The sequence below is a fragment of the Arthrobacter sp. WCS2018Hpa-7 genome, from assembly GCF_031843805.1.
Taxonomy (GTDB): domain Bacteria; phylum Actinomycetota; class Actinomycetes; order Actinomycetales; family Micrococcaceae; genus Arthrobacter.
The window spans coordinates 56,662-82,869 of sequence record NZ_JAVTJB010000010.1 but is presented as its reverse complement, the minus strand read 5'-3'; the positions used below and the strand labels follow the sequence as shown (position 1 = coordinate 82,869).

At 62.5% G+C, this 26,208-nt stretch carries 30 protein-coding genes; 8 read left to right on the top strand and 22 right to left on the bottom strand.

Annotation, left to right across the window (positions count from 1 at the left end):
- Window position 1: 1 nt before the first annotated feature.
- Complete coding sequence (locus tag RQH14_RS12745) at window positions 2-904, top strand: hypothetical protein (protein ID WP_311213585.1); 903 nt, start codon at window positions 2-4, stop codon at window positions 902-904.
- 90 nt (window positions 905-994) lie between these two features.
- The gene (locus RQH14_RS12740) at window positions 995-1,942 is read left to right on the top strand and encodes a hypothetical protein (RefSeq protein ID WP_311213584.1); all 948 of its coding nucleotides are present in this window, start codon (window positions 995-997) and stop codon (window positions 1,940-1,942) included.
- Window positions 1,943-1,950: 8 nt separating this feature from the next.
- On the opposite strand, the gene RQH14_RS12735 is transcribed toward RQH14_RS12740, so the two are convergent.
- Window positions 1,951-2,442, bottom strand: a complete 492-nt coding sequence (locus RQH14_RS12735) for a GNAT family N-acetyltransferase (RefSeq protein ID WP_311213583.1) — start codon at window positions 2,440-2,442, stop codon at window positions 1,951-1,953.
- A gap of 17 nt (window positions 2,443-2,459) precedes the next feature.
- Window positions 2,460-2,849: a hypothetical protein gene (locus RQH14_RS12730; RefSeq protein ID WP_311213582.1), complete on the bottom strand. Its 390-nt coding sequence runs from the start codon at window positions 2,847-2,849 to the stop codon at window positions 2,460-2,462.
- A 136-nt stretch (window positions 2,850-2,985) separates the two neighbouring features.
- On the opposite strand from RQH14_RS12730, the gene RQH14_RS12725 reads away from it, so the two are divergent.
- Both RQH14_RS12725 and ggt read left to right on the top strand, forming a co-directional pair.
- Window positions 2,986-3,384 carry a hypothetical protein gene (locus RQH14_RS12725; RefSeq protein WP_311213581.1) on the top strand — a complete coding sequence of 133 codons (399 nt, stop codon included), beginning with the start codon at window positions 2,986-2,988 and terminating at the stop codon, window positions 3,382-3,384.
- 128 nt (window positions 3,385-3,512) lie between these two features.
- Window positions 3,513-5,348 carry a gamma-glutamyltransferase gene (ggt, locus tag RQH14_RS12720; RefSeq protein WP_311213580.1) on the top strand — a complete coding sequence of 612 codons (1,836 nt, stop codon included), beginning with the start codon at window positions 3,513-3,515 and terminating at the stop codon, window positions 5,346-5,348.
- Window positions 5,349-5,428: 80 nt separating this feature from the next.
- Here ggt and RQH14_RS12715 read toward each other — a convergent pair whose 3' ends face one another.
- From RQH14_RS12715 to mpaB, 13 genes are all read right to left on the bottom strand, one after another.
- Entirely contained in the window at window positions 5,429-5,614 is a 186-nt protein-coding gene (locus tag RQH14_RS12715; protein WP_311213579.1) for a hypothetical protein, read from the bottom strand.
- A 31-nt stretch (window positions 5,615-5,645) separates the two neighbouring features.
- On the bottom strand, window positions 5,646-6,329 hold the full coding sequence (locus RQH14_RS12710; RefSeq protein WP_311213578.1) for a hypothetical protein: 684 nt from the start codon (window positions 6,327-6,329) through the stop codon (window positions 5,646-5,648).
- Window position 6,330: 1 nt separating this feature from the next.
- A complete protein-coding gene (locus RQH14_RS12705; protein WP_311213577.1) occupies window positions 6,331-7,056 on the bottom strand; it encodes a hypothetical protein in 726 nt (241 codons plus the stop codon).
- A gap of 11 nt (window positions 7,057-7,067) precedes the next feature.
- Complete coding sequence (locus tag RQH14_RS12700) at window positions 7,068-7,778, bottom strand: ATP-binding cassette domain-containing protein (RefSeq protein ID WP_311213576.1); 711 nt, start codon at window positions 7,776-7,778, stop codon at window positions 7,068-7,070.
- The gene (gene mpaP / locus RQH14_RS12695) at window positions 7,775-9,400 is read right to left on the bottom strand and encodes a daptide biosynthesis intramembrane metalloprotease (protein WP_311213575.1); all 1,626 of its coding nucleotides are present in this window, start codon (window positions 9,398-9,400) and stop codon (window positions 7,775-7,777) included. The genes RQH14_RS12700 and mpaP overlap by 4 nt, the downstream gene beginning before the upstream one ends.
- Before the next feature lie 41 nt (window positions 9,401-9,441).
- Window positions 9,442-10,632, bottom strand: coding sequence for a YcaO-like family protein (locus tag RQH14_RS12690; protein ID WP_311213574.1), 1,191 nt, complete (start codon window positions 10,630-10,632; stop codon window positions 9,442-9,444).
- Window positions 10,629-11,447: a daptide-type RiPP biosynthesis methyltransferase gene (mpaM, locus tag RQH14_RS12685; protein ID WP_311213573.1), complete on the bottom strand. Its 819-nt coding sequence runs from the start codon at window positions 11,445-11,447 to the stop codon at window positions 10,629-10,631. The genes RQH14_RS12690 and mpaM overlap by 4 nt, the downstream gene beginning before the upstream one ends.
- Before the next feature lie 83 nt (window positions 11,448-11,530).
- Entirely contained in the window at window positions 11,531-11,668 is a 138-nt protein-coding gene (locus RQH14_RS12680; protein WP_157731903.1) for a daptide-type RiPP, read from the bottom strand.
- 44 nt (window positions 11,669-11,712) lie between these two features.
- Complete coding sequence (locus tag RQH14_RS12675) at window positions 11,713-11,838, bottom strand: daptide-type RiPP (protein WP_256378406.1); 126 nt, start codon at window positions 11,836-11,838, stop codon at window positions 11,713-11,715.
- Between the two features lie 49 nt (window positions 11,839-11,887).
- Window positions 11,888-12,031 carry a daptide-type RiPP gene (locus tag RQH14_RS12670; RefSeq protein WP_157731905.1) on the bottom strand — a complete coding sequence of 48 codons (144 nt, stop codon included), beginning with the start codon at window positions 12,029-12,031 and terminating at the stop codon, window positions 11,888-11,890.
- 4 nt (window positions 12,032-12,035) lie between these two features.
- On the bottom strand, window positions 12,036-13,250 hold the full coding sequence (mpaC, locus tag RQH14_RS12665) for a daptide-type RiPP biosynthesis dehydogenase (protein ID WP_311213572.1): 1,215 nt from the start codon (window positions 13,248-13,250) through the stop codon (window positions 12,036-12,038).
- Complete coding sequence (mpaD, locus tag RQH14_RS12660; RefSeq protein WP_311213571.1) at window positions 13,247-14,536, bottom strand: daptide-type RiPP biosynthesis aminotransferase; 1,290 nt, start codon at window positions 14,534-14,536, stop codon at window positions 13,247-13,249. The genes mpaC and mpaD overlap by 4 nt, the downstream gene beginning before the upstream one ends.
- Entirely contained in the window at window positions 14,536-15,558 is a 1,023-nt protein-coding gene (gene mpaB / locus RQH14_RS12655; protein WP_311213570.1) for a daptide biosynthesis RiPP recognition protein, read from the bottom strand. Before mpaB ends, mpaD begins: the two co-directional genes overlap by 1 nt.
- Window positions 15,559-15,756: 198 nt before the next feature.
- Here mpaB and RQH14_RS12650 point away from each other — a divergent pair, with 198 nt between their 5' ends.
- The gene (locus tag RQH14_RS12650; protein ID WP_311213569.1) at window positions 15,757-16,236 is read left to right on the top strand and encodes a hypothetical protein; all 480 of its coding nucleotides are present in this window, start codon (window positions 15,757-15,759) and stop codon (window positions 16,234-16,236) included.
- 615 nt (window positions 16,237-16,851) lie between these two features.
- Window positions 16,852-17,178: a hypothetical protein gene (locus tag RQH14_RS12645; RefSeq protein ID WP_311213568.1), complete on the top strand. Its 327-nt coding sequence runs from the start codon at window positions 16,852-16,854 to the stop codon at window positions 17,176-17,178.
- 63 nt (window positions 17,179-17,241) lie between these two features.
- Here RQH14_RS12645 and RQH14_RS12640 read toward each other — a convergent pair whose 3' ends face one another.
- The 3 genes from RQH14_RS12640 to RQH14_RS12630 are packed head-to-tail and all read right to left on the bottom strand — an operon-like array spanning window position 17,242 to window position 20,935.
- Window positions 17,242-18,564: an MFS transporter gene (locus tag RQH14_RS12640; protein ID WP_311213567.1), complete on the bottom strand. Its 1,323-nt coding sequence runs from the start codon at window positions 18,562-18,564 to the stop codon at window positions 17,242-17,244.
- Window positions 18,561-20,153: an AMP-binding protein gene (locus tag RQH14_RS12635; protein WP_311213566.1), complete on the bottom strand. Its 1,593-nt coding sequence runs from the start codon at window positions 20,151-20,153 to the stop codon at window positions 18,561-18,563. The genes RQH14_RS12640 and RQH14_RS12635 overlap by 4 nt, the downstream gene beginning before the upstream one ends.
- A 17-nt stretch (window positions 20,154-20,170) precedes the next feature.
- Entirely contained in the window at window positions 20,171-20,935 is a 765-nt protein-coding gene (locus tag RQH14_RS12630) for an enoyl-CoA hydratase/isomerase family protein (RefSeq protein WP_311213565.1), read from the bottom strand.
- A gap of 116 nt (window positions 20,936-21,051) precedes the next feature.
- On the opposite strand from RQH14_RS12630, the gene RQH14_RS12625 reads away from it, so the two are divergent.
- Together RQH14_RS12625 and RQH14_RS12620 are read left to right on the top strand one after the other, a co-directional pair.
- Window positions 21,052-21,945, top strand: coding sequence for a LysR substrate-binding domain-containing protein (locus RQH14_RS12625; protein WP_311213564.1), 894 nt, complete (start codon window positions 21,052-21,054; stop codon window positions 21,943-21,945).
- A gap of 98 nt (window positions 21,946-22,043) precedes the next feature.
- Window positions 22,044-22,427 carry a DUF1304 family protein gene (locus RQH14_RS12620; RefSeq protein WP_311213563.1) on the top strand — a complete coding sequence of 128 codons (384 nt, stop codon included), beginning with the start codon at window positions 22,044-22,046 and terminating at the stop codon, window positions 22,425-22,427.
- A 230-nt stretch (window positions 22,428-22,657) separates the two neighbouring features.
- On the opposite strand, the gene RQH14_RS12615 is transcribed toward RQH14_RS12620, so the two are convergent.
- The 4 genes from RQH14_RS12615 to RQH14_RS12600 form a co-directional block, all read right to left on the bottom strand.
- Window positions 22,658-23,071, bottom strand: a complete 414-nt coding sequence (locus RQH14_RS12615; protein ID WP_311213562.1) for a hypothetical protein — start codon at window positions 23,069-23,071, stop codon at window positions 22,658-22,660.
- Between the two features lie 80 nt (window positions 23,072-23,151).
- A complete protein-coding gene (locus RQH14_RS12610; protein WP_311213561.1) occupies window positions 23,152-24,345 on the bottom strand; it encodes a Gfo/Idh/MocA family oxidoreductase in 1,194 nt (397 codons plus the stop codon).
- 4 nt (window positions 24,346-24,349) lie between these two features.
- Window positions 24,350-25,099 (bottom strand): ThuA domain-containing protein, encoded by a 750-nt coding sequence (locus RQH14_RS12605; protein WP_311213560.1) that lies wholly within the window; start codon window positions 25,097-25,099, stop codon window positions 24,350-24,352.
- Between the two features lies 1 nt (window position 25,100).
- The gene (locus tag RQH14_RS12600) at window positions 25,101-26,204 is read right to left on the bottom strand and encodes a Gfo/Idh/MocA family oxidoreductase (protein WP_311213559.1); all 1,104 of its coding nucleotides are present in this window, start codon (window positions 26,202-26,204) and stop codon (window positions 25,101-25,103) included.
- Window positions 26,205-26,208 lie beyond the last annotated feature (4 nt).

The window sequence follows — 26,208 nt, the reverse complement described above, 5'->3', positions numbered from 1 at the left end:
CATGGCCACCCCGCGCATCGTCATCGTCCACCGGCGGACCGAACTCCAGGAACTCCTGGACCGGCACGCCACCCGCGGCCAGGCCGAGTTCTTCCTCAGTACCCGTGGCCGCAGCATTCAGGACGTGCAGGACCGGCATGATCACCTCACCGCAGCCCTGGCAACTATCCGCGCTGCCGTGCCGTCCGATTGGCGGCAGGCCGAAGTGGAACGCGCAGACCTCAGCCGTTTCCTGCTCACGGCGGAGGACATCATCGCCGTGGTGGGGCAGGACGGGCTGGTAGCGAACATCGCCAAGTACCTGAACGGCCAGCCGGTCATCGGCATCGACCCGGAGCCCGGCGCCAATCCCGGAGTCCTGGTCCGCCACACTCCGGCAGCGGCTGCCGCACTGCTGGCCACTGCCGACGTCGGACGGCTGCGCTGTCAAGACCTCACCACCGTGACAGCAACGCTCGACGACGGGCAGCAGCTTTCGGCGCTCAATGAAGTTTTCATCGGGCACGCCTCGCACCAGTCGGCAAAGTACACCGTGACGGCGCCCAGTTTCACCCAGCCCGGCGGGCAAACCGAGCCCCAATCGTCGTCGGGCCTTATCGTTTCCACAGGCACCGGCGCCACCGGCTGGTGCGCCTCGATCGCCCTGGAACGCGGCGGGCGGGCACTCCCGGCTCCCACCGATCCGCGGCTCGCGTGGTTCGTCCGCGAAGCATGGCCCTCCCCCGTCACGGGCGCCTCACTGACCGAAGGCGTCCTGGAAGCCGGCGAGGTGCTGCGGATTACCGTGGCGTCGGATCAGCTGGTGGTCTTCGGCGATGGCATGGAAGATGACCGTGTGACAGCCTCTTGGGGGCAAGAAATCACCGTTCAGTTGGGGAAGCGGCCGCTGCGGCTGGTGGTGTGACCCTGGATTAGTACACTCGGTGTAGTATTGGCGGTTGGCCCTCCGCCAACAGGCTCGGGCACTCCATGTCAGACTCAAACGAGGAGCCTCGTGAGCCACCCCGAGAACATTGCACGCCCCTCCGTCCCGTCCGCGAAACCATCCAGTACTTCCGGCCGGGACGCTCTATGGGGGTGGCTGATCGGACTCGTCGCTGGCGTTCTTGGCCTGGCCCCTTGGTGGATCACAGGAGCCACGCTGCCGCTGCAAAATTTGTGGGCTACGCAGGTCATGCCAGCTCAGATGCCTCCCGCCTTGTTACCCCTGAGCCAGTATGAGGCGACCACTATCCTGGCCCTTCTCACAGTTGGTGGGGCTGTTGCCGGGCTGGCAGTTCGCATCTGGTCGCCCGCCCGCCGTCGACTCGCTACGTGGTGCGCCGTAGCCGGAGTCCTCGTGGTGCACTTCACCGCCACCATCCAGTCGTTCACGGTACTCAGGGAAGGGCTCTTGCCCGGAAGCCTCTCCGGGCTCTACTTCGGAGGTCTTCTGGCCGGCGTCATCGGTTGCGTGCTTGCAGCGCTGGTCGCGTTGTTGCTGATCGCTTCATCATCAACCGCAAAAGCCACCATCGGATTCGGGCTCATGGCCATACCTGTCACGTCGTGGGCCGTGGTGTGGTTGGTGAACGTTGTGGGATTCCTCAACGTTCCCACTGCTGTACCCACTGTTGCGCGATGGGTCCCTGCCGTACTGGTGGGTTGCGCGCTGGCTTGGTGCGGACTCCGACCCGCCCGCCGAGCGGTTGCCTGGGTGGTCAACCTTGTACTTCTTTGGCTCCTTCCGGCACTTTTCACTGCGGTCCAATCCGTCCTTGGCACCCGTGTACTGGCAGGAGACATCCCGGCGATGCTCTCGATGGGACGCGATGTCTTCGGGCGGGCCCTCGGTCCCGACGGAGCCGCGCTGCCCACGATTTTGCTGGCTCTGGCCCTAGGACTGACGGGTGTTGGCGCCCGATTCGTTATTGCTCGTCGGAACTCCCAGGCTGCGGGCTAGTTCGTCGGTTAGTAGCGGACCATCCGGAGGTCCTTTACGCCGTCTTCGACCTTTACCGCTCCGTCGGCAATAAATCCGTTCTTCCGGTAGAAGGCTTGGGCTCGCGGATTAGGATCGGCCACCCACAGCACAGCAGGTGCGGAAGGTCTGATCACTGCGTTGAGAAGCGCCGCGCCTACACCCGAGCCGTGGAACGAGGCATACGCGTAAAGGACGTACAACTCCTGCGGCTCTTCTGGAAGATCAGATGAGGGACCTGACATGGCAATGCCGATCAACCTGTCGTCATGCAAAGCGACGGCAACGTTGTTCTTTTCATAGCGAGGATCAGTCAGCGCTGCGGTCCAGAATTTCTCCCGCCACTCCAAAAGACCGGGATCGTCCAGCTCGGAGTCGCTCATCACGCCCCGGTATGTTTCGCGCCAGGTATCCACATGCACTCTCGCCATGCCGGGGGCATCCGCTGGCTCGGCACGACGCACGTCAAAGATGAATGCCATGGCTCCACGGTACCTACTCAGCAGTTCGGTACCACCACCACCTGAACGTCGTCCTCGTAGAGGACACGTCCTGGCGTTGATGAACGAAGTTGTTCCCATTGCACCCCGTGGCGGTCCAATAGGTCCAAATAGCCAGGGATCCTTTCCAGCAGATGCGCGGCACTTGTTTTGAACCACGCTTGGGCGTGCGGATTGATGGTGCGGTCATAAATGGCGGGATCAGCGAGGTTGGGATCGGGATAGGCGGCGTCGTACCAAGCATTCGCAGTCTGCCACCAACGATGGTCCTCTTCGCTTAGCTTTCCGTCCTTCGCCAGCCCGTTGGCCAGGCCAAATATGCCGACGCAAATCCCCCGCGTATTCACTTGAGTTGCTTGGTACCTGACGAATTCAAGGGCGGCGCCCATTAACTTACTTCCCTCGTGACGTTCCAGGAAACGTATACCCCAGACTGAATACCGAGCCTATAGGCCCTGCGAGATTGATTGCTGGTACCCGGTGTACCGTTGCGTCGACGTAGTGGTTCCAGCCAGAGAGGCTTCCATGACAGCAAAGATTGAAGAGATCATCAGGCACGTTCTGCGGGATGTGAGGTCCAGCGGGCTTGCGGAACCACGGATCGAAGATACCGCTTGGAACGAGGACCCGCAGGCACTCTCGGCGATGATTTACAGCGTCCGCGATTCATCAGGACAAGGCGTGTGGGTCAGGCGCGACCTACCACCGGCCGAGCAGCTGGTGTCAGTAGCGGACCAGGTCCAGGAATGGGTAATCGAAGAAAACGGCCCCACCTACAGCAATTGGCCCCAGTGTCCTTGGCATCCCAACAATCACCCCATGGCCGCTCATCTGGTGGGCGCCCTAGGCGTTTGGGCCTGCCCCGTTCTCCGAACCCCCGCAGCCATTATCGGTGAACTCAGTGAAAAGGGAGCCGACAGATAGGCTCCCCGGAGCCCCGCCTTACCCCCAAACCCACCCGATTTACAACCGTTGTCCCCTTGCAGAGCCCCGGGGTAGGGTGACCGGACCGTCCACCCACATCACCGTCTGGAACAACTCTGGGAGGAACCATGACACATGTGAGACGTCAGCTGGCTGCTGTAACGGCAGCCTTGGCCCTAACCGCGACGAGCGGGGCAATGGCCAGTCCGGCCTTCGCCGATCCCCGCGCCACCGATAAGAACGCAACGGCAACCGGCTACGGGGGTGCCGTGAGCACAGTGGATCCCGAGGCTTCCGCGGCCGCCATTGAAGTGCTGAAAAGGGGCGGCAACGCAGCAGACGCCGCGGTCGCAGCAGCAGCCACCCTCGGCGTCACCGAACCGTACAGCGCCGGCATTGGAGGCGGCGGCTACTTCGTGTTCTACGACGCGAAGACCAAACAGGTGGGCACCATCGACGGCCGTGAAACTGCTCCGGCCGGCATGCCCAACGACGCGTTCATTGACCCTGCCACCAAGCAGCCCTACAAGTTCACGCCCGATCTGGTCACCAGCGGCGTCTCCGTCGGCGTCCCCGGCACTCCTGCCACCTGGGAGCGCGCGCTGGAACGCTGGGGAACCCTGGACTTGGGCGAAGCCTTGAAACCAGCCATCAAGGTGGCCAACCGCGGCTTCGTGGTGGATGAGACGTTCCGCCAGCAGACCCTGGACAACAAGGTCCGCTTCGACGCGTTCACTCCCACCCGTGACCTGTTCCTTCCCGGTGGGGACGCTCCCGCCGTCGGAAGCGTTTTCAAAAACCACGACCTCGCCGCGACGTACCGGCTGCTCGCCAAGGAGGGCACCGACGCCTTCTATGGCGGCCCCCTCGCGGGGGAGATCGCCAAGACCGTGCAGGCTCCGCCGAAGACCGCGGAAACCAAGCTGCCCGTCCCGGCGGGGTTCATGACCACGCAAGATCTAGCCAACTACAAGGCGCTGGACCAGGACGCCACCAAAGTGGAGTACCGCGGCTATGACGTCTACGGCATGGCTCCCTCCAGCAGCGGCGGCACCACAGTGGGCGAGGCGCTGAACATCCTGGAGAACTACGACCTCAAAGGCATGAAACCGGCCGATGCCTTGCACCACTACTTCGAGGCCAGCTCGCTCGCCTTCGCGGACCGCGGCGCCTACGTGGGCGATCCCGCGTTCGTGAAGGTCCCCACCAGTACGTTGCTGAACGACGTCTTCGCCAAGGAACGCTCCTGCGAAATCGATCCAACGGCGGCCGCTGCCAAGCCGGTAGCCCCCGGCAACATAGAAAAGTTCGACGGCGCGTGCCCGGCCGCAGTGGCGCCCCTCGCCAATGAAACGGATACGGAGAATATCTCGACGACGAACCTGACGGTCGCCGACAAGTGGGGCAACGTGGTGGAGTACACGCTGACCATCGAGCAGACCGGTGGTTCGGGAATTGTCGTTCCGGGCCGGGGTTTCCTGCTGAACAATGAGCTGACCGACTTCAGCACGGTCTACGATCCGAAGGATCCCAACCGGATTGAACCGAACAAGAGGCCTCGTTCCTCAATGTCTCCCACCATCATTCTGAAGGACCAGAAGCCGTTCCTGGCACTCGGTTCCCCCGGCGGATCGACCATTATCACCACGGTGTTGCAGACCATCCTGAACCGCGTCGACTTGGGGATGACCGTCTCCGAGGCCCTCGCTGCGCCACGGGCTGCACCCCGAAATGGAGCGACTGTCAGTTCCGAGCCCGCCTTCATTGACGCCTATGGTCCTGCACTGGATTCGTTGGGCCACGAGTTGGTTCCGGCGGGTGATGCCTTCACGTCGGCGGCCGAGATCGGTGCTGCGACGGCCATCGAGTTCGGCAAGGACGGACAGATGACCGCGGCCGCCGAGCCCACAAGGCGTGGTGGTGGTTCAGCGATAGTGGTCAAACCGGTCAAACCTGGCAGATAACTCTTCGAACCGTCGCCTGCAAGCCCGCCTCCGAGACGTCCCATTTTGGTCGCCGACGAGGCGGGCTTTGTCCGGCTCGGTCACGATGGGCGGTTGTTCCTGAGCTCCCAGCTGTATCTCCACACCATGACTACCGATGCGGCCGCCATGATGATTCCGGTGATCATGGACCACGGCGATTGGCCCGCGTTGGAGACGAAGATCGAGACAGCATAGGCGGCGAGCACCAAGGCCAGCAGCAGCCATATCAGGGGTTTGCGATTCATTCTTGTATTCCTTAGGGAAGGGTTTGAACTGTCAGGCGAGGTCGCGCTTCAGGAAAACTCCGAACGCTGGTGCTGTGACTACTAAAAGCCAGGCCGCTGCTCCGGTGAAAGAGTCCCATGCCGGTATGTTGACAGCTGTTTGGTTTGCCCAGTCGGCGGCGAGGACCGGGAAGAAAGTGGTATCCGGTCCCATCAGCATCTCCGGGAGCAGCAGGGAAAGGGGGACGGCGAACAGGCTCACCAAGTGGTTGCGGATGACGGAACCCGCTGCGAACCCCCACACCGATCCCATGGCGGCTAGTCCTGCGAAGGCCGGGACAGCGGCCGGGCTCACGTGCCATGTTTCATCCAGCAGGTTCCCGGACAGGACAACTACCAGGCCAATAACTGCACCACTGATCAGCGCGGCCAGTGATGTAGTCGCTGCCCGGCCCAGGAACGCCGGGCACCGCTGGAACAGTAAGACCCGGCGGCTGAAGCTTCCGTTGCGGTAATCGGCGGTGAAGGAAAAGGAGCCCACCACCGCGGCCGCAGTCAGCGTGAGCGTCAGGCCCGCTTCCACCAAGAGCCCGTCGATGCCCTCCAAGGATGATTTGGTTTCAAGGTTTGCCGCAACAGCTACCAAGGCCATGAAGCCCAGCACCAGGGCGGCACCAACAGCCGATCCCTTCCACAGCCAAGGACGACGCAGGTCCGAGCGAAATGCGGGAAACACCTCAGAGCTCCTTCCGTCGGAGGGACCACACGGCGCCGAAGCCAGCGGCAAGCAGCCATCCCGCGGCCACGAAAAACGCCGCAATGGGTTCGAGTAGGCCCTCAAAGGGAACAGAAGCGATTCCAGCCAACGCGCCGGACGGAAGCCAGCGGGCCATGTCCGGAGCGTTCGCCAGCAGCGGTAATTCGACGGCGAGTGGAATCACCAACGTGAGGATCGTCGTCGCGTAGTAGTGCTGAAAGATCCACCCCAGAGAGCAACCCCAGACGGCAGCGAGAGCCGAGGCCACCAGCACCCCGGGCAACAGTCCCAGCGACTCCGGGGCCAGAAGTTGCGAGGCAACATCCGGTGGCAGTGAGAAGGCCATGGTCCCGCCCCACACCACGATTCCCGTGACGACGGAGCCGAGTCCCACCACCACCGCGGCAACGTATTTGCTCACCAGCAAGTTCGACATTCCGGCTGCCACCACGGTGCGGCGGAGCGTCGCGTAATAGGCTTCGCGGGTGACCAGATAGCTCCCGGCGAACGTGGCTACCGGCGCAATGCTTGCGGCCAGTGACCAGAAGATCTTGATGTTGTCCGCAACCGATAAAGCACCTGAGCTGTCCGGCCAGCCAAGGAAGTTGGCCACGAACCACGGCACCAAAGCACTGAACGCCACGATGCCAAGGATGGAGTATCCGCTGACGTATCTGAGGAGCTCGGATCGGATACCGCTGGTCACAACGCCACCATTCATAGGGCACCCGCCAGGATCTTGAAGTAGGCAGCTTCAAGGCTGCCGCCGCCAAGTGCCTTGGCCTCTTGCAGGGTTCCTTGGAAAAGGACCTTCTGTTTGAGGATGACAACCTGGTCCGCCACTTGCTCCAGTTCCATCAGCTGGTGGCTCGAAACCAGCGCACTGCCACCAGCGGCGGCGAATTCGCGCAAGAATCGTCGCAGCCATTGAATGCCTTCAGGGTCCAGTCCGTTGGCGGGCTCATCGAGGACAAGCAACTGGGGATTTCCAACCAGCGCGGAGGCAATCCCCAGGCGTTGCTTCATGCCCAGCGAGTAATCCCGGACCTTTTTGTTGGCTTCCCCCGCCAGATCCACGTGTTCCAGAACCCGCTCCACGTTTTCCCTGTCCACTCCGGCGGCGAGCTGGCAGATCTGCAGGTGCCGGCGCCCCGTCAGCCCGGGCTCCACGTCCATCCCGTCCAAGTTCACGCCCACCCTGCTGGCGGGCCTCCGAAGGGATCGGTAGTCAACGCCGAACACGGTTGCGCGACCGGACGTCGCCTCCACCAGCCCTGTGAGGCCGGCGAGCGCGGTACTTTTCCCAGCGCCGTTGGGGCCTATCAGTCCCACCACCTGTCCTGCGGGCACATCGAACGTCAGCCCTTCGACGGCGAAGTGCGTTCCCCTTTTCTTGCTGAACTGCTCAAAGCTGGCGTGAATGGTCACTGCTCCCCTTTCGTGGAGTCTCCAGTTGGTGCGGCTTGCCCTGGCCACAGGGGCGAAGTGGTGATGGAAGCCCAGAACCACTCCCCCAGGCTCGACTGGCGTTGGCTGGTTACTTCGGCCCGCCCCGAGGATGAAAGGTTCGTTCCTGATTCCAGGTGGCCGGAGAACGCCATCACCGGCAGGGTGTCGCCCGCGATTGCTACAGGGACCAAGGTGTCCAGCGGTGCCATGGAGTTCGACGGCGGTTGGTCGCCGATGGTTGCCCGGCCCAGGTTTTCGTGAAGGATCATTCCCTGCGATTGCAGCGTGACTGTGTCTCCGGGGGATAGTGCCCGGGACAAACCTTGCACCGGCATCACGATCTTCAACTCACCGTCCTGGTAGGTGTACCCAGCAACGGTCACCGCTCTGACAGGAATGGTCGCCAGGAGCACCCCAACAGCCAACAGCCCCAGCGTCACCACCACGAGCCGCCGCCACCGCGGACTCCCGTTGGCTGCTGCTGCCCGAAAGAATCGGATCACTCCCCTGAGTGTCATGACGAGCAATAGGCACAGGACCGCAAGGACAACAAGATGTCCCACGAAGCCCAGCTGAAGGAAGATCGGCACCAGGCGTTGGTAACCGATCACCATGAAGGCTGTTCCGGCAACAAAACTGGCGAGCCCAAACCATGGAAGCAAGCCTCCGCGGCCCAGCGAGCGTCGGGATCCGAGGACCCGGTTACTGACCACATCGGCCAAGGCATCCAAGGACTTCTTCCGGAGGTGTGGGATATCCAAGGCAGACATGAGGGCCACATAGCCATCCAGCTTGATGAAAGGGAAAAGGTTGAGCACGGCCACTGCGTAGCAAATGACGCCATAAAGGACCGCGGCATCCTTAACCGATGACTCAGGAAGCAGAGCTTGGCCAGCCAGAACCATGCTGCCCAGAGCCACGTGGACCAAGGGCCCTGCCAGGGCAACCAGCACGCGTTGCTTGCTGCTCAGCCGCCACCCGTCCGTCACATCGCAGAAGAACGCAGGTGAGAGATAGAACAGCATGATCCCAATGCGGCGCGGTGTTCCGCCGAAGAACGTCAGTGCCATGCCGTGGCCCAGTTCGTGCAGGAGCGTGGACGCGAACATCGCCGCCACTACGTAAATGTAGGCCTCCACCGGAAGCGGCGTCGCCAGGACCCGCCACATGCTGGGACCCGCAATGAATGCGCCCACCAGTCCGCCGAGAAGAAGAAGCAGGGCCACCGCGGCCATTCCGGGCCGTGCCATGGCCGCCACCATTGGCCGGAAGAACTCCAGCAAGGGCGCGGGATTGAACAGGGTGAACTGCACTGTCAGTGGCGGCCTGAACTGGACCCGTCGCATCGCAAGGGGCGCCGCACCGCCGTCGAATATTCCTGTGTGCGCCAACTGGCCGACGATCCCCATGACATCCTGGGCTGTCCACGGAGATCCGAGAAGATGCGCCACTTGGGCCGCATCCTTCTTGCCGTCCACTGCTTTGAGGACGTTTGCGACGTCGGCCGAGACCCGCGCTTTCGGCACGCCGTTAATGGCCACGATCCAGGGGCCGGCGGCCGCCAGCGGCGCATCGATGGACCCCGATGTCGAAAGCTGCACGGGCCACGCGACCGCCCGGTCAGCTGGTACTTTGAGCCTGCTCATATCAGCGGGTGCGGGGTAGAGAAATGGCCGGACAGGAACAGTCCTTTGGTTTCGTCCATGGTGAGGGGAACAGTGCCGGGGCAGATCGCTTTTCCGGCCACCCAGCCCATCTCCTGGATCGCCGCGGGCAGCCTGTGGGTGAGGCTCACCCAGTGCGTCGGGATGTCCCTCCCCGCGAGGTAGCGCACCAGAGTTTCAACGTCCGGCGAGGGGTGGACGTCGGGGAGACCCGCCGGATGGAAGGACTGGACCCACCTGAGGAGGCCGTCGATTGCTGCCGGCGTAGTCCAGAAGTCGGCACGGGAATCGTCATCCGTCACTGCCGCGGAAGACTGCGGACGGGAACGGGTTTGGAACAACTCCCGGATTTGGAGTCCTTCCTGAAGTGCTCCACGCAGCGCGGACACAGGGTGGGCCGCCGCTTTGAGCCCTACCGCACCAAAGTTGGCCTCGTTGGCAATCACGCACACCGCGGTTACCAGCGGGCTGCCCTGCTGAGGGATGAAAGCCAACAACGGTTCGACGCCGGCAGACCTCGCTGCGTCGAGGAGCAGGATGAGATTCCGGGCCTCCGGGGTGGACCGCACAGCTTCGGGCAGGGACGCCACATCGAAGCTCAGAAGAGGGCTTCGCTCATGCCAAGCCGCCAGGAACGCATCACGTTCCAGCACTTCCCCGATGCCCGCAACCTGTGCAAAGTCCTCCGAGGGACCTGACGCTGCACCGTTGGGAGACGGATCGAAGAAGCCGTCCCACGGATTCGCCTCCGTGTGGCCCGGGCAGTAGTCCACCACCGGCCCCGGAACATGCGAGGCCTTTCCGGTCAGCAGATTCGTGGCCCGGTACCAAGGCAATTCGTAGGCGAGCGCTGATGGTCGCCCAAGCCCCGCCGTGATGAAGTCGATCCGCAGGTCCACACTCCCGGCCTCAGCAACAAGGTGCTCGGAATCCGCCGGTGCCGGAGCCAGCGCAAACCGTTCCACAGCTTCTCCCGCACCCCGGGTAATGGAGTCGCGTTTCCTGACGTCAAAGGCCCCGACGGCGGAGGCGAACCCTGCTTGCAATGCCCGCCCATGTGCCAGCACACCGGCCGTCCGCCACAGCCCAACCTCGTTGGGAACGTACACCCCCGATTCGGACACCAGGCCCAGCGAAGGATCGAGAGTCCGCACAGGATCGATACTCATACGCCGCACACCCACAGCTCAATGTCGTCCAGGCCGGGGGTCCGTGTGGCGATGCGAACCGGCCTGCGTTCCAGGATGGTCAGGCCCTCAGCAGTGACTTCTTCCTCGATGAGGCTGTTGCTGACGAACGCGATGTCGCTGGCGTACGCCGAGGATCGATACGTGCCGCCTTCACCGAAATTGACGTGGATCATGGTGACGTGGCGGGCACCGTTGGCGGGATCGCGGCTTTCGGTGGTGATCAGGAACGAGTCCTTGCCCAACGGCGAAACTGTTGTGCCGCCGTCGTTGTCTTCTGACGCGTGGTGGCTGTCCGCGTTCAGGACCGTGAGGAGAAACCGACCCTCCGGGGCCAGGCAGCCGCGGACCCTGCGGAACAGCGCACGCCTGCCGGCCGGGTCAAGGAGGGTGATGGAACTGGCGCCGAGAACCACGCAACCGTATCCGCCGTCGAGCTCAAAGCCGGACATGTCAGCCTCCACCATGTCCACCGCGACACCGCGCGGGTTGAAGGCCTGCGTTTCCACCTTGGTCTTGAGCAGGGCCAGCATCTCCCGGGAAGAATCGACGGCGGTCAGCGAACGTCCCAGGGTCAGGAGGGGACGGGTAATCCGCCCGGATCCGGCAGCCAACTCAAGGATGGGCCCCGCAGTTTTGCGCGCTGCGGTGAGGATCTCGGGCAATTCCGTCAGGTCGTTGGCGGTGACAAGGTCATAGAGGCGGGAGCCTGAAACGCTGTACAGATCCTCTGGCGGATCCACGTGGCCCAGGATCCGCAGAACGGCGTCGGCGGTCTTATCTTTTGCGGTGTTCATCAGCTCGTGTTCTCCGGGAGGTTGAGAGTGGTCCGGGGATGCACGCGGGTGGGACGGAACGTGGCACCACCCGCGTGCACCGGCTATGTGGCGGCGATTCCGACGACGATGCCGGCGATGATGATGACGTCACCAACCCGGATGTACCACGGTGTATCGTCCGGGGTGTCGAGGTTCTCCAGCTCTTCGATGGACAGCTGGAGCGTCGAGTTTGCGATCATTGATTCCTCCTTCCTTGTTGTTGTGTGGATGCTGTTGACGGGAACTACGTGATGCTGACGGCGATGATGCCGATTGCGACTCCCTGGGAGACCCCGATGAACCAGTTCTGGAAGTCAGGGGTGTCCAGCGATTCGATCTCCTGGATGGAGATGTTGAGCTGTTTTTGCATGCGCGTTCACCTCCCTTCGCTGCTGCTGTGGTGGCGGCCAGACCGGAGATCAGGTGATGGCGACGGCGATTCCTACCAGTGCCAGTCCTGCTGAAATGCCTTTGATACGTTCGTCCCAGTCATCCGGAACGTCCATGGGCTCCAGCTCCTGGATGTGGAGGTCCAGGCTCTTGAGTGCGTTAGTGCTGTTCATGTGTTCACCCCCTCTCCCCTGCCGCTCGTAGATGGCCCGTAGGGCCTGGCAAGATGTGGGGTCCTCCCGCAGCAGCGTTGAGGACGTGGTGGATCTGTGCGGCGTCGATGCCTCGAAGCATCGGAAGCCCGCCACCCCAGTTGCGGATGGAGGCGTCCGTGGTGCGTACCAGGATTTCCTCGGTGATGGATGGGAGCCCCGTGATGCCCCACTGCCACATCAACTCGCCAATGCCCCGCCCAGGATCGGGATCCAGTGAAGGTTCCGTTGCCGTCACCGTGTTCCAGAGGTGGTTGAGCCGAGTGGAATCGCCCCATCCTGCGGCACCCTCGCCGATTTCCTTCCAGATGGGGCCAATGACCGACGCCGTCGCAGTCATCTTCCGCGCGCCCGTGACATAGGCGAGCTCGTTCGCGACGTACCAGTGTTTGGCGCCGTAAGGGTTGCGGCCCATCAGTGCCCAGCCGGTGTGCGTTTCCATGCTGAGCCGGGCCGCGGCCAGCCTCAGCTGCGGAGCATCATTGCGGGACAACTGCTGGCCCAACTGCACTATCCGCTGAATGAGCGCATGACCGTCGTCGTCGAAGATGCTGTGATGGCTGCCAATCATGGTCCCGGCCACCCGCAGGAATGCTTCAAGCAGCCCCTCGTAAACCAGCTGTTTGGGCAGCGTGGCGAGGTGTCCGGCGTCGAGCATCGCAGCGTCACCTGTCAGGTGCCGCGAGACAATCAAACGGCGTCCGACGGCGGTGTCCAGGCACGCTACTGCGCTGACTTCCGCGCCGGTCCCCACGGTGGACGGCATCAGAATGGTCTTGGGACGCTCCTTGGGGTTGGTCACCGGCGGGAGGACCAGAAGGCCTGAGCGCTTGGCATGGCGTTCGGCGAAGATGGCCAGGCTCGGATCCGCGGTGAACAGCGCGGCGAGCTTGACCGCGTCCAGGACTGATCCTCCGCCGAGCCCGGCAACGGTCTGAAGTCCGTTTTCGCGGATGAAGCTACCCACCGTCCGGACGGTTTCCACGGTCACCGGCTTCGCGTGCAGCTCCAGGACCGGTGCACCGTTGAGGTTGCCGGCCAACAGCTTGTCCCGGTGACTCTTCAGCTGACTGTCCACCACCAAGCCCGTCCGTCCGCGGGTCAGCCCGCCGATGTACTTGGCTGCCGTGCCGTCGTCGAGGATGACACAGCGTGTCCTCCAGATGTGGTCGGCAATCATGCGAAGACCCCATCCTTTTCGGCGGCAGCCAGGCCGGTGTGGATAGCCGTACGGAGTTCCTCGAAGTTCTCCTCCGTATAGATGAGCGCGGGCAGGAGTTGGATTCGTCCGGGTCCTGCTTGCACGATTGCACCGGCGTCGTGGATCCGCCGCACCACGGCAAGAACACCGTCTGAGGAGAGGGGCGTTCCGTTGTGTGACCGTAGTTTGATAGCCCTCATGCAGCCGCGGCCCGTGGAATTGCCTATGCCTCGCGTGTTTTGTAAGTCCTCAATGAGGTTGCTGAGGCCAGAGGCCACCTGTTTGGTCAGGGTGTTGTGGTCCAGTCTTTTCATCTCGGCGATGGTGCTGAGGATCGCCGCACACGTTGCCGGTGTGCCCGCCTGTGTTTCCCCGTGAACGAAGACGGACTCATTCCTATCGAAGGTCTCCGTGACGCGCTGGGCGATCAGCAGGGCGGCGCAGGCGCTGGTGCCGTTGGTCAGGCCTTTGGACGTGACGATGATGTCCGGTTGTTGGGGCCATTCGTCTGAGGCGAACCAGCCATTCACCCTGCCGAAGCCGGTGGCTACCTCGTCGGCTACAAGGAGGAAGCCGTGCTGGTCTCGATGCTTGATGACCGCCTCGATGAAAGCGTCCGGGACCGATTCCGCGCCTGAACCGAGGACGGGCTCCATGATGACTGCCGCAATCCTATGGCCCTCCCTGTGCATGAGCTGGGCCAGTTCCACACCGTCGTCTTCACAACTGATGTGCCGTATGTTCCGCCGGTCCACTCCGTACACGGCTTGTCCCAGTTCGTCGCCGCTCAATGCCTGGCTTCCATACGTCAGCCCGTGATAGCTGCCCTTCAGCCCGACGATGAGTTTCCGTTCGGGTTGCCCGTCCAGGACGAAGTACTGGCGTGCCAGCTTCATCACAGCATCGTTGGCAGCGCCTCCGGAGGTAGAGAAGAGGACGCGTTGGAAGCTGTAGGCCGGCAGGTTCAACAGGGCCTCGGAGGCTTCAATAGCCGCGCGGTGAGCCGTGCGGAAGAGTGGAAGGTAGGACGCAGCACGGAGTTCCTTGGCGATGGCCTCAGCGATGTTCTCGTTTCCGTAGCCGAGGTTGGTGTTCCAGAGGCCGCTCTTGGCGCAGAGGCGTTGCCGTCCGTCGTCGAAGGTGACATGGACTCCGTTGGCACTGACTGCTGTATGGCTTTTCCCTGCGAAATCATGCTGGGTGATGAGGGGTACCCAGAGTGGAAGTTGGGTCCTGGGGGTGGGAAGGATCGGCACAACAGTCATCAGCGTGCACCAACAATGTCGATACCGAGTTGCCCAAACCGGTCCAGGACAGCATGGGCGGCTTCCTCGGCGAGCGCAGCTGAAACTTTGAGGGCGGGCGCCGCTGCTATGGCAGCTACCCTGACGTCGCGAAGGTTGGAAACGGCTTCAATAATGGCTGCGGCGTCCGGACCGATCTTGAACAGCCGCCCGGTCTTGGCGTCCAGAAGGGTATGTTCACTACCCTGCTTCAGGATGAAGGGAGCGTGCGCCGACGGCAGTCCATCCCGCAGCGCTGCGCCGTAGAGGCTGGCACCGAATCCCACCAGCCTGGTGGCAGCACGGTCCTCGCGGGCTACGAACTTCCAGGCGTCCAACGCGGCCAGGTATCTGGTAATCCACGGTTTGGCGGCCAGCGATTCGTAGATGTCCCAGGGGTAGTAGGCCGCTGCAACGGCTGACTCCGGCCGCAGGGCAATGGACCTGATCCGCAGGTCAGGCAGCAGGTCACCCACTGCGCCGATCTTGGTTCCGTAGGGTCCGCTGAGAATGGACCCGTCCCAGGTGATGTGGAGCCGGGCCAACATGAGGTTGTCCTTCGGCTGCCCGTTCAGCAGTCCCCGCTCAGCCAGCACTGCGTTGACCTCGGTGAGCTGCTGCACGAAATGCCCCGTACGGCAGGCTTCGTCGGCGTCGTCGAAGAAGGCCTGCCAGTCTTCCTTGGTGGTAATCCTGATTACCGTCACACCCACCAGGTTCACGAATGGGATGGCCACATAGTCCTGTATCTCCAGGCTGAGGGTGCCGTCCACCAGGAGCTCTTCCCCGGCGACGTCGAACGATCCCGTGACTGCCACGATGTCCGTGTCCGCCGTGTCGCCGTTGAGGACCAGGATGGTGGAGTCCTCGCCGGCCAGCGTCTTCGCGTAGCCGGTGTGGTCAGGATTCTCGACAAAAATGACGTGGCCCGGGATACGCCCCGGAATGCCGGTGATCCACTGATCCACAGCGGCGGCAATGCTCTGTTGCTGACTCAGCTTCAATGACCCAACCCCCAATAGTTCTGCGCTCTTCTTCGGAGCAGCCCCGGCATAATTCCGGGTGCTCGTTCTGAGAAGGACACTATGGGCGGGTACGAGGGCCACAGGGCGGAAAGCGGAAACTAGGTGGTGAATCGGCCGAAATTAGGGGTGTTTTGGGGCCATCTAGGTGGTGGTTGGGGGTGGCCTAGGTGGTGACGGATGAGCCCATTTCAGGTGACTTCGCGCACCACGCGGGATTGGTTATGCTGGGCATTCGACGATTGGGGACGTCAGAAGATGAAGAAGATACATGGCGCGAGTGCCAATGGCTACTGGTTGATTTTGGCCGGATCCTACGGCCTGACAATCAGCATGGCGGCTATGACCCCCATGCCCTGGCTGCTGCTGGTGGGCGGGATCTTCATCGTCTTCCCCGTGGTCGTGGGCGCGTTCTACGGGCAGATCGGACGCAAGGCAGAGCGCAAGCTTGTTTCGGACAGCCCTGCGATAGTCATGGCGACTACAGCTTTTGCTGTGGCGGGCATTCTTCTGCGCGGCTCGTCAGTCGTCGTATGGGCAGGACCGATCCTGGGTTTAGTCACCTTCATCGGCATGTATTTCTGCCTACGCCGATACGGACGCTTTTATCCGCCTGTTCAGAAGAGTTCCTCGGGTGACGAAATGATTCACTCCCGCTAATCTAAGTGGGCGCCGGCGAAGTCACCGGTCGCCGAGTTTCCTTTCGATATCCGCGCCCTGGGGTGTCTCGAACCTTGCCGAGAGACCCTTGGGGTTGAATCTGAACGTGACGCGGGCACCGCCGTCGACGTTCCACCGTGCTGATGGGGTGTCCTTGAATCGGCGGTTCCCAGGACAAGCTGTGGGACGGCGGACGTAAGTCAGAAACTGCCGGCACGTTCTTTGAGGTGCCGGGGGCTGATCACTCCTTGCAGATCCCCAATGATTGGCGTGCCTCTCAACAAGTTCAAGCCGAAGTGTTCACGCGGGTAGAGGCGTTTGCCGCGGGTCTGGCCAGCTCTGAACACTGAGGATACTGACCACCTAGAGCGGCGCTCCTGACCACTCATTTTGCCGGTAATCGCCACCTAGAGGGCGCAAATCACCACCTAGTTTCCATGGATTCGACACCTAGTCACAAAATCCGGGGTTACGTTCCGAACGTCACTAACCCGAAGATGTGTGGAGGCATGGAATGAAATCATGAAGCGCCTATATAGCGCTGTTTCACGGATAACCATTGCTGGCATGCTTTGTCTGGCTGTCGCCAGTTGTGACAACATCGCCGACCCTGACATGGCGCAGCGAGACTCCGTGGCACATGCCGTGGTTGACGCAGCCAGGGAAGGCGACATCCAGGAGCTTATTGGCCTCTCAGCGAATGACATGGAGGCCAGAGAGGATGCTGCGGAGATATTGGCTTCCCAGGCAGAATCGCTCAAAGGGGACGTCACCGTAACTTGGTCGGTAAGGCAGTCGCCCGATCATCAGGAAGCTGCAGTTACCGACGATGACGGTGACACGATCTCCTTCAGGCTCTCTTGGCTTCAGGCGAAGTGGTACCTGATCTTGGGAAAGGCAGGTCCACCAAAGTCTCCTGCTGCCAGCAAAGTTCCGTCATAGCGATTGATGCCCTGGCGACCAAAATCTTTGAGTTTGGTCGCCAGAGCATCAAGCCAAACGAACTTACAAAACCGTAGTCCGAGTCAGCGACAGGTCCTTTGTCTCGCGGAAGAACAGGACCACCACCACGGCGGACACCAGTGCCATTCCCATGAGGTAGAAGGCCGGAGCCAGCGGGGTTCCGAAGCCAGCCACCAAGCCGGTAGCCACGAACGGCGCAGTTCCACCGAACAGCACATAGGCAAGCGTGTAACCAATGGCGGATCCGGAGGCCCGCACCGAGGAAGGGAACATCTCCACCAAGGCCGGCACGTTCGAGGTACCGATCACAGCCACCAAAGCACCCAGAACACTCGTTCCCAGAATCGCGAAACCGAGACCCAACGGCATGATGGAGAACGCCGGAATGGTCATCACCACGAACCCTACACAGGCCACCAGCAGCATCTTCTTGCGACCAAACCGGTCACTTCCACGTGCAGCCAGAGGACAAACAGCCGTGTACACCAGCATGGTGATCACACTGGTGATCATGGATTCGGCCGAGGAGTAGCCAAGGCTCGAGGTCATGTACGCAATCATGTAGCTGCTCATGAGGTAATAAGCGATGGCGTTGGTGATGCTGTAACCGAAGAGAGTGAAGATCTGGCGCGAACACATCCGGATGGCATCGCCCAAAGGCCGCTTTGCCACTTCGCCCGTTTTCTCAAGACCACGGAACACCGGGGTGTCGTCCACCTTTGACCGTATATACAGTCCGATCAGGCCCAGCGGCGCAGCCAGCAGGAACGGAATCCGCCAACCCCAAGCCTGGAGGTCTTCAGTACTCAACGTCGCGGTGATGGCAGCACCCAGCAGCGCGCCGGCAACCGAGGCCAGGCCAACCGTGGCCGGAATGATGCTGGCGTAGGTTGCACGCTTGCCTTCCGGGGCGTATTCGACAATAAACGCCGACGATCCCGTGTATTCGCCGCCGGTAGTGAAGCCCTGAACCGCGCGGAAAACGAACAGCAGAATCGGAGCCCAAATGCCGATCACCGCAAACGTCGGCAGGATACCGATGCAGAACGTCGCCGCGCTCATGATCAGCACGCACAGGCCCAGCATCTTGTTGCGGCCAATCCGGTCACCGTAGCGTCCAAAGAACGCCGCCCCGAGCGGCCTGGCGATGAAGCCGCCGGCAAAGATCGCCCACACGGCCAGAAGTGACGCCGTCGTGGAGTAATCCGGGAAGAAGAGCTTCGCGATGGTGACGGACATGACCGCATAAGCCGCGGAGTCGAACCATTCGACGAAATTTCCGACGGCGGCTGCCGCAGCTACGCGCTTGAGGCTGCGCCGCGGGGAAGACTCGGTGTCAGCTACTTTCTGGGTCATCGTATTCATGATTGTTGTCCTTCGAGGCGGGGAGAGGCTACAACGTGTGGGAGTTCGCGGAGCTGGGCCCGCTGGACTTTTCCGGTGGCCGATTTCGGCAGCGCGGAGACGTACTCAATGAATCGCGGGTATGCGAAGCGGGAGAAGTTCTGCTTCACGTTCGCCACGATGGTTTCGCTCAGTTCCGCTCCCCCAGCGTGACCGGGCATGAGTTCGATCCAAGCCTTGATGGACTGGCCGCGGAGCTCATCGGGCACGCCAGTCACTGACACGTCCCGCACGGGATCGAGCTCGCGGATGACTGCCTCCAGCTCATAGGGTCCAACACGGTATCCGGACGTTTTAATGACGTCGTCGGTCCTCCCCAGGAACCAGAAGTAGCCGTCATCGTCCGCGTAGGCCTGGTCCTTGGTGTGGTACCAGCCGCCTCCGAATGCGGCGGCGGACGCCTCAGGCATGTTCCAGTATCCCAAGGGAAATTGCGGGTTGGACCGCGCGCGGAGGCAGACCTCACCGGTCTCGCCCGCGGCCACTTCCTGTTCGTTCTCGTCCAACAACCGGACTTCCCATCCAGGAAGTGGACGGCCCATGGACCCGGGCTTGACCGGCACATCCGGGTAGTTGCCCAAGAGCGGGTACGACTCCGTGGAGCCGTAGTAGTCGAGCAACGTCACCCCGTACTGCGACTCGAACCACGTGATCAGGTCCGGCGTCAGCGGCTCATTGGACGAACAAACCGTCCGCAGGGACAGCGGGAAGCGAGCACCGGCGTCGGGCACGTCTTCACGCATCTTCCGCAGGAACGTCGGGTTGACCAGCGCGCTGGTGACGCGGTGGCGACTCATGCTGTCCAAAAGGGCGGCCGGGTCGAAGCCCCCGTTGCGCCGGAAGACAAGGTGCGTGGCACCAAGCCGGAGCGGCCCCATCAGCTTGGCCAGCGACCACGCCCAGTCCCCCGCGCCGTAGAACACGTCGCCGTCGCCGATCTGGTGGCAGTACTCGAACTCGTTGTGGCCAAGGAGAGTCCGGTGTGCGTGGACGATTCCCTTGGCCCGGCCGGTGGTGCCCGAGGTATAGAAGATGAGGGCGGGGTCGTCGGCTTTGGTCTCGACATCCTGGAACTCTGGGGCGGCCTCTTGGATGGCCGGGCTGTCAATGTCGATGAACGTGCCGTCGTAGTCCTCGAAGAGGTGCTTCGCGGACTCTTCGGCGATGATCACCGATGCGCCGCTGTCTTCCAGCCGGAACCGAATGGGTTCCGCGGCCCAGAGCAGGGACATGGTGACCAGGATGGCGCCGGTCCGCAGCACGCCGAGGTACGCAGCCGGGGTGTCGGAACGCTGCGGCAGCAGGACGGCGACGCGGTCGCCCTTCTTGATGCCGGCCTTTTGCAGGGTGGCCGCGATCTGGCGGGAACGGTCCTGGATTTCGCCCCAGCTCACCTCGCGTTGACCTTCGACGGCGGACTCCAGGATGAGTGCCCGCTTGTTCCTTGGGTGCCGGTCGGCGACGTCGACGGCCATGTTGTAGAGCTCCGGAACCTCCCAGCGGTGGCTGTTCCGCAGTTCGGTGTAGCGGTCTTGGGTTGCTGTTTTCATGGTGTGATCCCGTCCGTTTAGCGGCGGCCGGCGAGGAAGCGGGCCATCTCGCGCTGCGGTTCGCCGGTGCCGTAGGCCTCGCGGTGGACGCGCTTGGCTTCGGCCATCGCGTCGCTGAGGTCGTCGTCTTCCAGGCTGCGCAGGCGGTTCTTGGTCAGGCGGACTGCGCCCGGGGGAAGGAGGCTCAAGCGGGCGGCGAGGTCCTTGGCGTAAGCCAGCACGCCGCCGTCGTCCGCCAAGTAGTTAAGGAGGCCGAGACGCTGGGCCTCCGCAGCGTCCACCAGCTCGCCGGTGAGGACGAACTGGGAGGTCTTGGACTTGCCGAGGATGCTCCACATGGCCCAGATGCCGGTGATGCTGGGGATGCCGGACAGGACTTCGGGCTGGCCCATCCGGACTTTGGAATCGCCGACACGCAGGTCGGCGAGGAGCGAGTACTGGAAACCGGAGCCGGCGGCGACGCCGTTGACCGCGGCGATGGTGATCTGGTCGAGGTTGCGGACGGCGCGGTATAGGCGGTCGAAACCGTCGATCCAGGCTTCCGCGGACTTGTGATCTTCGGGATTCATGGACGCGGTCTCGGCCAGGTCCTGGCCTGCACAGAACGCGCGGCCGCTGCCGGTGAGGATGACCGTGCGGACTTCGTCGTTGCCTTTAAGGCCTTCCAGGTAGTCGATGAGTTCGCTGCGCATGGCTTCGGTCCAGGCGTTGAGCTTGTCAAGGCGGTTGAGCGTGATGATGGCGGTGGGGCCGGTCTGTTCGAAGAGGACATCCTGGGACATTGGGCTATTCCTTTGGTTCGTTGGGTCTTTCTTGAGTCCCATCTGACCATCGGGCAATGTGACCCGTCTAACATCAATATCTACTCGCCTTGATACCAAACTGATATGGTGCGCCGATGGACCTTCACCATCTCAAGTACTTTGTGGTGCTCTCCGAGGAGCTGCATTTCGGCCGCGCTGCGCAGCGTCTGCACATGGCCCAGCCGCCGCTTTCGCAGCGCATCAAGGACTTGGAGAAAGAGCTCGGGGTGCAGCTGTTTCATCGGCGGCGTACCGGTGTGGAGCTGTCCGAAGCCGGGGCTCTGCTGTTGGAGCATGCGCGTGGGGTGCTGGATCACGTGGCCATGGCGCAGGAATCGATGCGGCGGATCCGGCCAGGCGCTTCGGGCATCCTGCAGGTGGCCGTGCCGCCGGACACGAATCCTGTTGCGCTGTCCACCATGGTCTCTTCGTTTGCTGCGTCTGCCCCTGACGTTCTGCTGAATTTGCACGAGCTCACCACCGTTGAGCAGGTTGAGCGACTGCGCGACGGCGAACTGGACGTTGCGGTGGTCCGTCACCCTTTGAGCAGCGTGGGTTTTGAGTCGGGGCCGCTGTATTCGCGGGCTCTTGGCGTGGTTCTGAATGCTTCGCATCCGTTGGCTTTATTGGATGCTGTGCCGCTGGGTGACCTGGCCGGGAATCCGTTGATCATCTTCCCGCGGCATATGGCCCCCACGTTGTACGACTCGTTCCTGCACACGTGCCGGGATGCCGGGTATTTGCCGGCGGCTATCGTTCACGCGCGGAATCAGCACTTCACGCACGGACTGATCATGGCCGGCCGTGGAGTGCACTTCAGCGAGGAGCCGTGGACACCGTTGCCTTCGGGGATGGTGTGGCGGCCTCTGGTGGGCGATCCGTTGGCGTGGCGGACGTCAGCGCTGTGGCTGAAGAGTAGGCGGTCGGCGGAGACGGACGCGTTTGTTGTGGCCGTCGGGGCGGGGCTGGAGGCGGGTGGGCACGGGTAGTGGACTGCGTTTGCAGGCTGCCCCTTGAAGGTCTTCGCCCCTGAAGCGTAACCTGCACGCAAGAAGCGGAGATTGCAAGATTGTTCTAGGAGCGCGGCATGAATGTGCTGAGCCAGATACTCGCCGGATCCACCGGTCTGGCGCTGATAAGCGTTGGCATCCTGGAGATCTTCTTCCATGGCGATCAACGGTTCCACCGGATCTTCCTGATTAGGCCGGACGACGTGCGCGCAGTGCGGATGTGGGCGATGAATGTTGGCGCCTACAACATCTCTTTCGGCTTAGGCATCGCAGTGGGCCTGTGGCTGGTGAACCTCTCGGGCAATCCCGCCGGCGGGTCGGCAATCGTTATCTTCTGCTGCGCGTGCCACGTCTTCCTCGGTTTCTGGCTGTGGGTCACAGAGAAGCGCCTTCTGGTCAGCGCCATCGGCCAGGCGCTCTTCCCGGCGCTGGTAATCGTCTTCTACGTTCTCTTTCACTAGGGGTGGTGGTCGGCGGTAATGCCCGCAGACCTCCAGATCGCCCAATAAATACATGCCTCCACCGGGTCCGGCAGCGACCACGCCAGAGACCTCGTAGACCTGCAACTCCTCGGGGCACGGGAGCATCTTGACCTGACAATGGTTCGGGTCATGTGCGTTCGTCTTTTCGACTACCGAAGGGTTCATGTTCGGCCTCCGGATGTTGTCGAGGCTGGCCGGTCATGACTCGACTATCCGCCAGCCACCTGCCCCGCCGGACTTTGACGCAATGACATCAATGCGAGCGCGTACAGCAAGCCGCGGGCCACACCGAACAACCACGGGAACGGCAGGTCGAAGCCCAACCAGAAAACCGCTTCCAAAGGCAGCAGGGCCAACCCAAGAATCAGCCCGGATCTACGCCCCTTCCATGACAGCCAAGCCGCCCACGCCGCCGCGAGGACCACGACGAGGAATGCCATTAGCAGGGTCACGAAGACCGATGGCTCGACGCCGTCCCACGGCCCTGCATACATCGGGAACAGGTCCATGAACATCGGCAGGTAGCCGTTTTGGAGGAGATGGATGCTGACTGGGATGGCTGGAATCCCGAACGCCGCAGCGTAGATCCAGGTCAGCACGGCCGCCACTCGCGCTTTCTGCATAGCCTTCCTCATTCCGCCCCGCCCACGGCATTTCCGCTTGCCAATCGAACGGATAGAACCAGTGTGGAGCAGGGCGTTCATCAGTGGAAGTGGCCCACAGCCTCTCCCATTTCCCTGACGAAAGACGGAACTGTCGTCACCGTGCTCCTGTTTCGGGCCGACTCTTCGACGGCGGCCAGCACCCGCTGAATCTGCAACCCATCAGCGAACGACGGCGACGGCTGGCTTCCGTCGCGAACGGCAAGGAGGAAGTCGCGAACCTGGTGCGTGAACGTGTGCTCCCAGCCGATGATGTGCCCCTGCGGCCACCATGCTGCAGCGTAGGGATGCTCGGGCTCATTGACCAGAATCCGGCGGAATCCCTGCTCCCGCACAGGAAGCGTCGCGTCCAGAAAACCGAGCTCGTTCAGGTTCTCCAGGTCGAAAGTCAACGAGCCCAGCGACCCGTAGATTTCGATCTTGAGCGAGTTCTTCTTTCCCGTGGCCACCCGCGACGCCTCCACAGAAGCGCTCACGTTTCCGGTCATTCCCAAAGTGGCCCACGCGGCGTCGTCGACCGTTACTTTCTCCAAACCTTCAGGGCCGGGGCGCTCGGCCACAAAAGTCCGCAACGTTCCGGTCACCTCGGTGACGGTTTGCCCCGTGAGGTGCTGCACCTGATCAATGGCGTGGGAGGCAATGTCCCCCAGCGCCCCGGAGCCGGCGGTCTCCTTCCGGAGCCGCCAACTCATGGGGGCGTCGACGTCGGAAAGCCAGTCCTGCAGGTAGGCGGCCCGGACGTGCCGCACAGTTCCGAGACGTCCTTCGGCAATCAGCTCCCGGGCCAATGCCAACGCAGGAACGCGGCGGTAGTTGAAGCCGATCATGGACTGCACTCCACGGACCCGAGCCGCGGCGGCCGCTTCCGCCATCGGCTCTGCCTCACCGACACTGTTGGCGAGCGGCTTCTCAACGAGCACATGCTTGCCCGCTTCCAAGGCCGCGATAGCGATCTCGGCGTGCATCCAACCTGGCGCGCAGATATCCACAATGTCGATGTCGTCCCGTTCAATCACGGAACGCCAGTCAGTATCGGATTCGGCCCAGCCATACTTGGCGGCAGCCTCGGCCACTGCCGAGGCGTCCCGGCCAACGAGCACTTTCTGCTCGAAGGCCGGGACGTCGAAGAAACTGGCCACATTCCGCCACGCATTCGAGTGGGCCTTCCCCATGAAGGCGTATCCGATCGCGGCCACTCCTAGAGGACGGCCAGAGGGAAGAAGGGAACTGGTCATCGTCCTAAGCTTCCTCGAACCAGCCCCGGGCAGGGTTGGATACCTCGGGCGCCTCACGGAAAACGCCGGGCTGCGCTACCCAACCAACACCGTTGGCGATGACTTTCTGGATCTGCGGCTGGTGGTACACCGGGTATTCCTGGTCGCCGGGGCTGAAGTAGAAAATCCGGCCCTTGCCGCGCGAGAACGTCACGCCGGAGCGGAACACCTCTCCCCCGCTAAAGGAGCTGATGAAGATCAGGTCATCGGGCTCTGGGATGTCGAACAGTTCGCCGTACATTTCCTGCTGCGGAATCACGATGGGGCTTTCAATCCCAGCGGCGATCGGGTGAGAAGGCTTGACCGTCCACACAAGCTCGCGTTCGCCTTCGTTGCGCCACTTCAGAGAGCACGTAGTCCCCAACAATCGAGTGAAGATCTTGGCGAAGTGCCCGGAGTGCAGAACCACCAAGCCCATACCACCGAGCACATGCCGCTGCACGCGGTCCACCACCTCGTCGCTGACGTCCTCATGCGCGATGTGACCCCACCACAGCAGCACGTCAGTCTGTGCAAGGACTTCTTCGGAGAGTCCGTGCTCGGGATCAGCGAGTGTCGCCGTCGTGATTTCGGAGTCGGGGTAGAAGCCGCGAAGTCCCGCGGCGATGGCTCCGTGGATGCCTTCCGGGTACATCTCGCGGATGGTCGCAGGCTCGTTGCGAGCCTCATGGACTGCTTCGTTCCAGACGACGACCTTCAATTTTGAATCAGACATTTCAGAGCACCACTTCACGTTGTTCGAGGGCGGATTTGTAGCAGGCATCAAGGACCAGCGCGCGGCTCAGGGCAAGGGACCCGTCGTGGCTTCCCCACACGGTCTCGCCACCGCGGACGGCGGCAATGAAATCGTCGACGACGGCCTGGTGGGCTCGCCCGGGTTCAGCCACCACCTCGAAGTCGGTGTTTTCGCCGTCGTTCTCGGTGAAGACGTGGACGTCAGCTACCGGGTTCTCGGAGGCGCCGACCGAGCGCAAGTCTGCTCCGCCGTCGGTCCCGTAAACGGTGAAGTCCATCAGGTCCTTCTCGTCGCGATAGGTGGCCCAGCCCGCTTCCAGGATCAGCGTGCCGCCGCCTTCCAGCCGGATGAATGCCGATGCGAAGTCTTCCACTTCAAACTTATGGCTGGAGTTCGAGGCTGTATAGCGGGCGTTGCCGCCGAGGCCGCGCGGGCCGAGTTCGGAGTGGGTTGACGCCGAGACGGCCAGGACCTTCGGCTCCCCCAGCAGGTGCAGCGAGTAGTCCAGCACGTGGACACCGATATCAGCCAGCGGACCGCCGCCGGCGAGTTCCGGGTTGGTGAACCAGCTGCCCAGCATCGGAATGCCCTGCCTGCGCAGCCAGGACGCCTTGGCGTAGTACGGGCGTCCCAGCGTGCCGGCGTCGATCACTTCCTTGAGCGCCTGGATGTCGCCGCGGCGGCGGTGGTTGAACGCAACGTCCAGGACGCGTCCAGCCTTGCGGGCGGCGTCGACCATCTGTTGACCCTCGACGGCGTTGCGCGCCAACGGCTTTTCGCTCAGCACATGCAGTCCCCGCTCGAGCGACGCAATGGCGATGGGCGCGTGCAGGAACGTCGGCACGGCGACGCTGACGGCGTCGAGGCCTTCGAGCTCGATCATGTCTTCCCACCGGGCGAAGGTGTGGGGAATGCTGTATTCCTCCTTCAGCTGGGCAAGAAGGTCAGCTTCCATACCGGCGACGGCGACAATCTCGACGCCGGGGATGGTGCTGTATGCCTTGAGGTGCTGCTGGCCGGCCCAACCGATACCCACAACTCCCACCTTGAGGGTTGTGGACGGGGCCTGCTGCTGAATGCTCACGTTG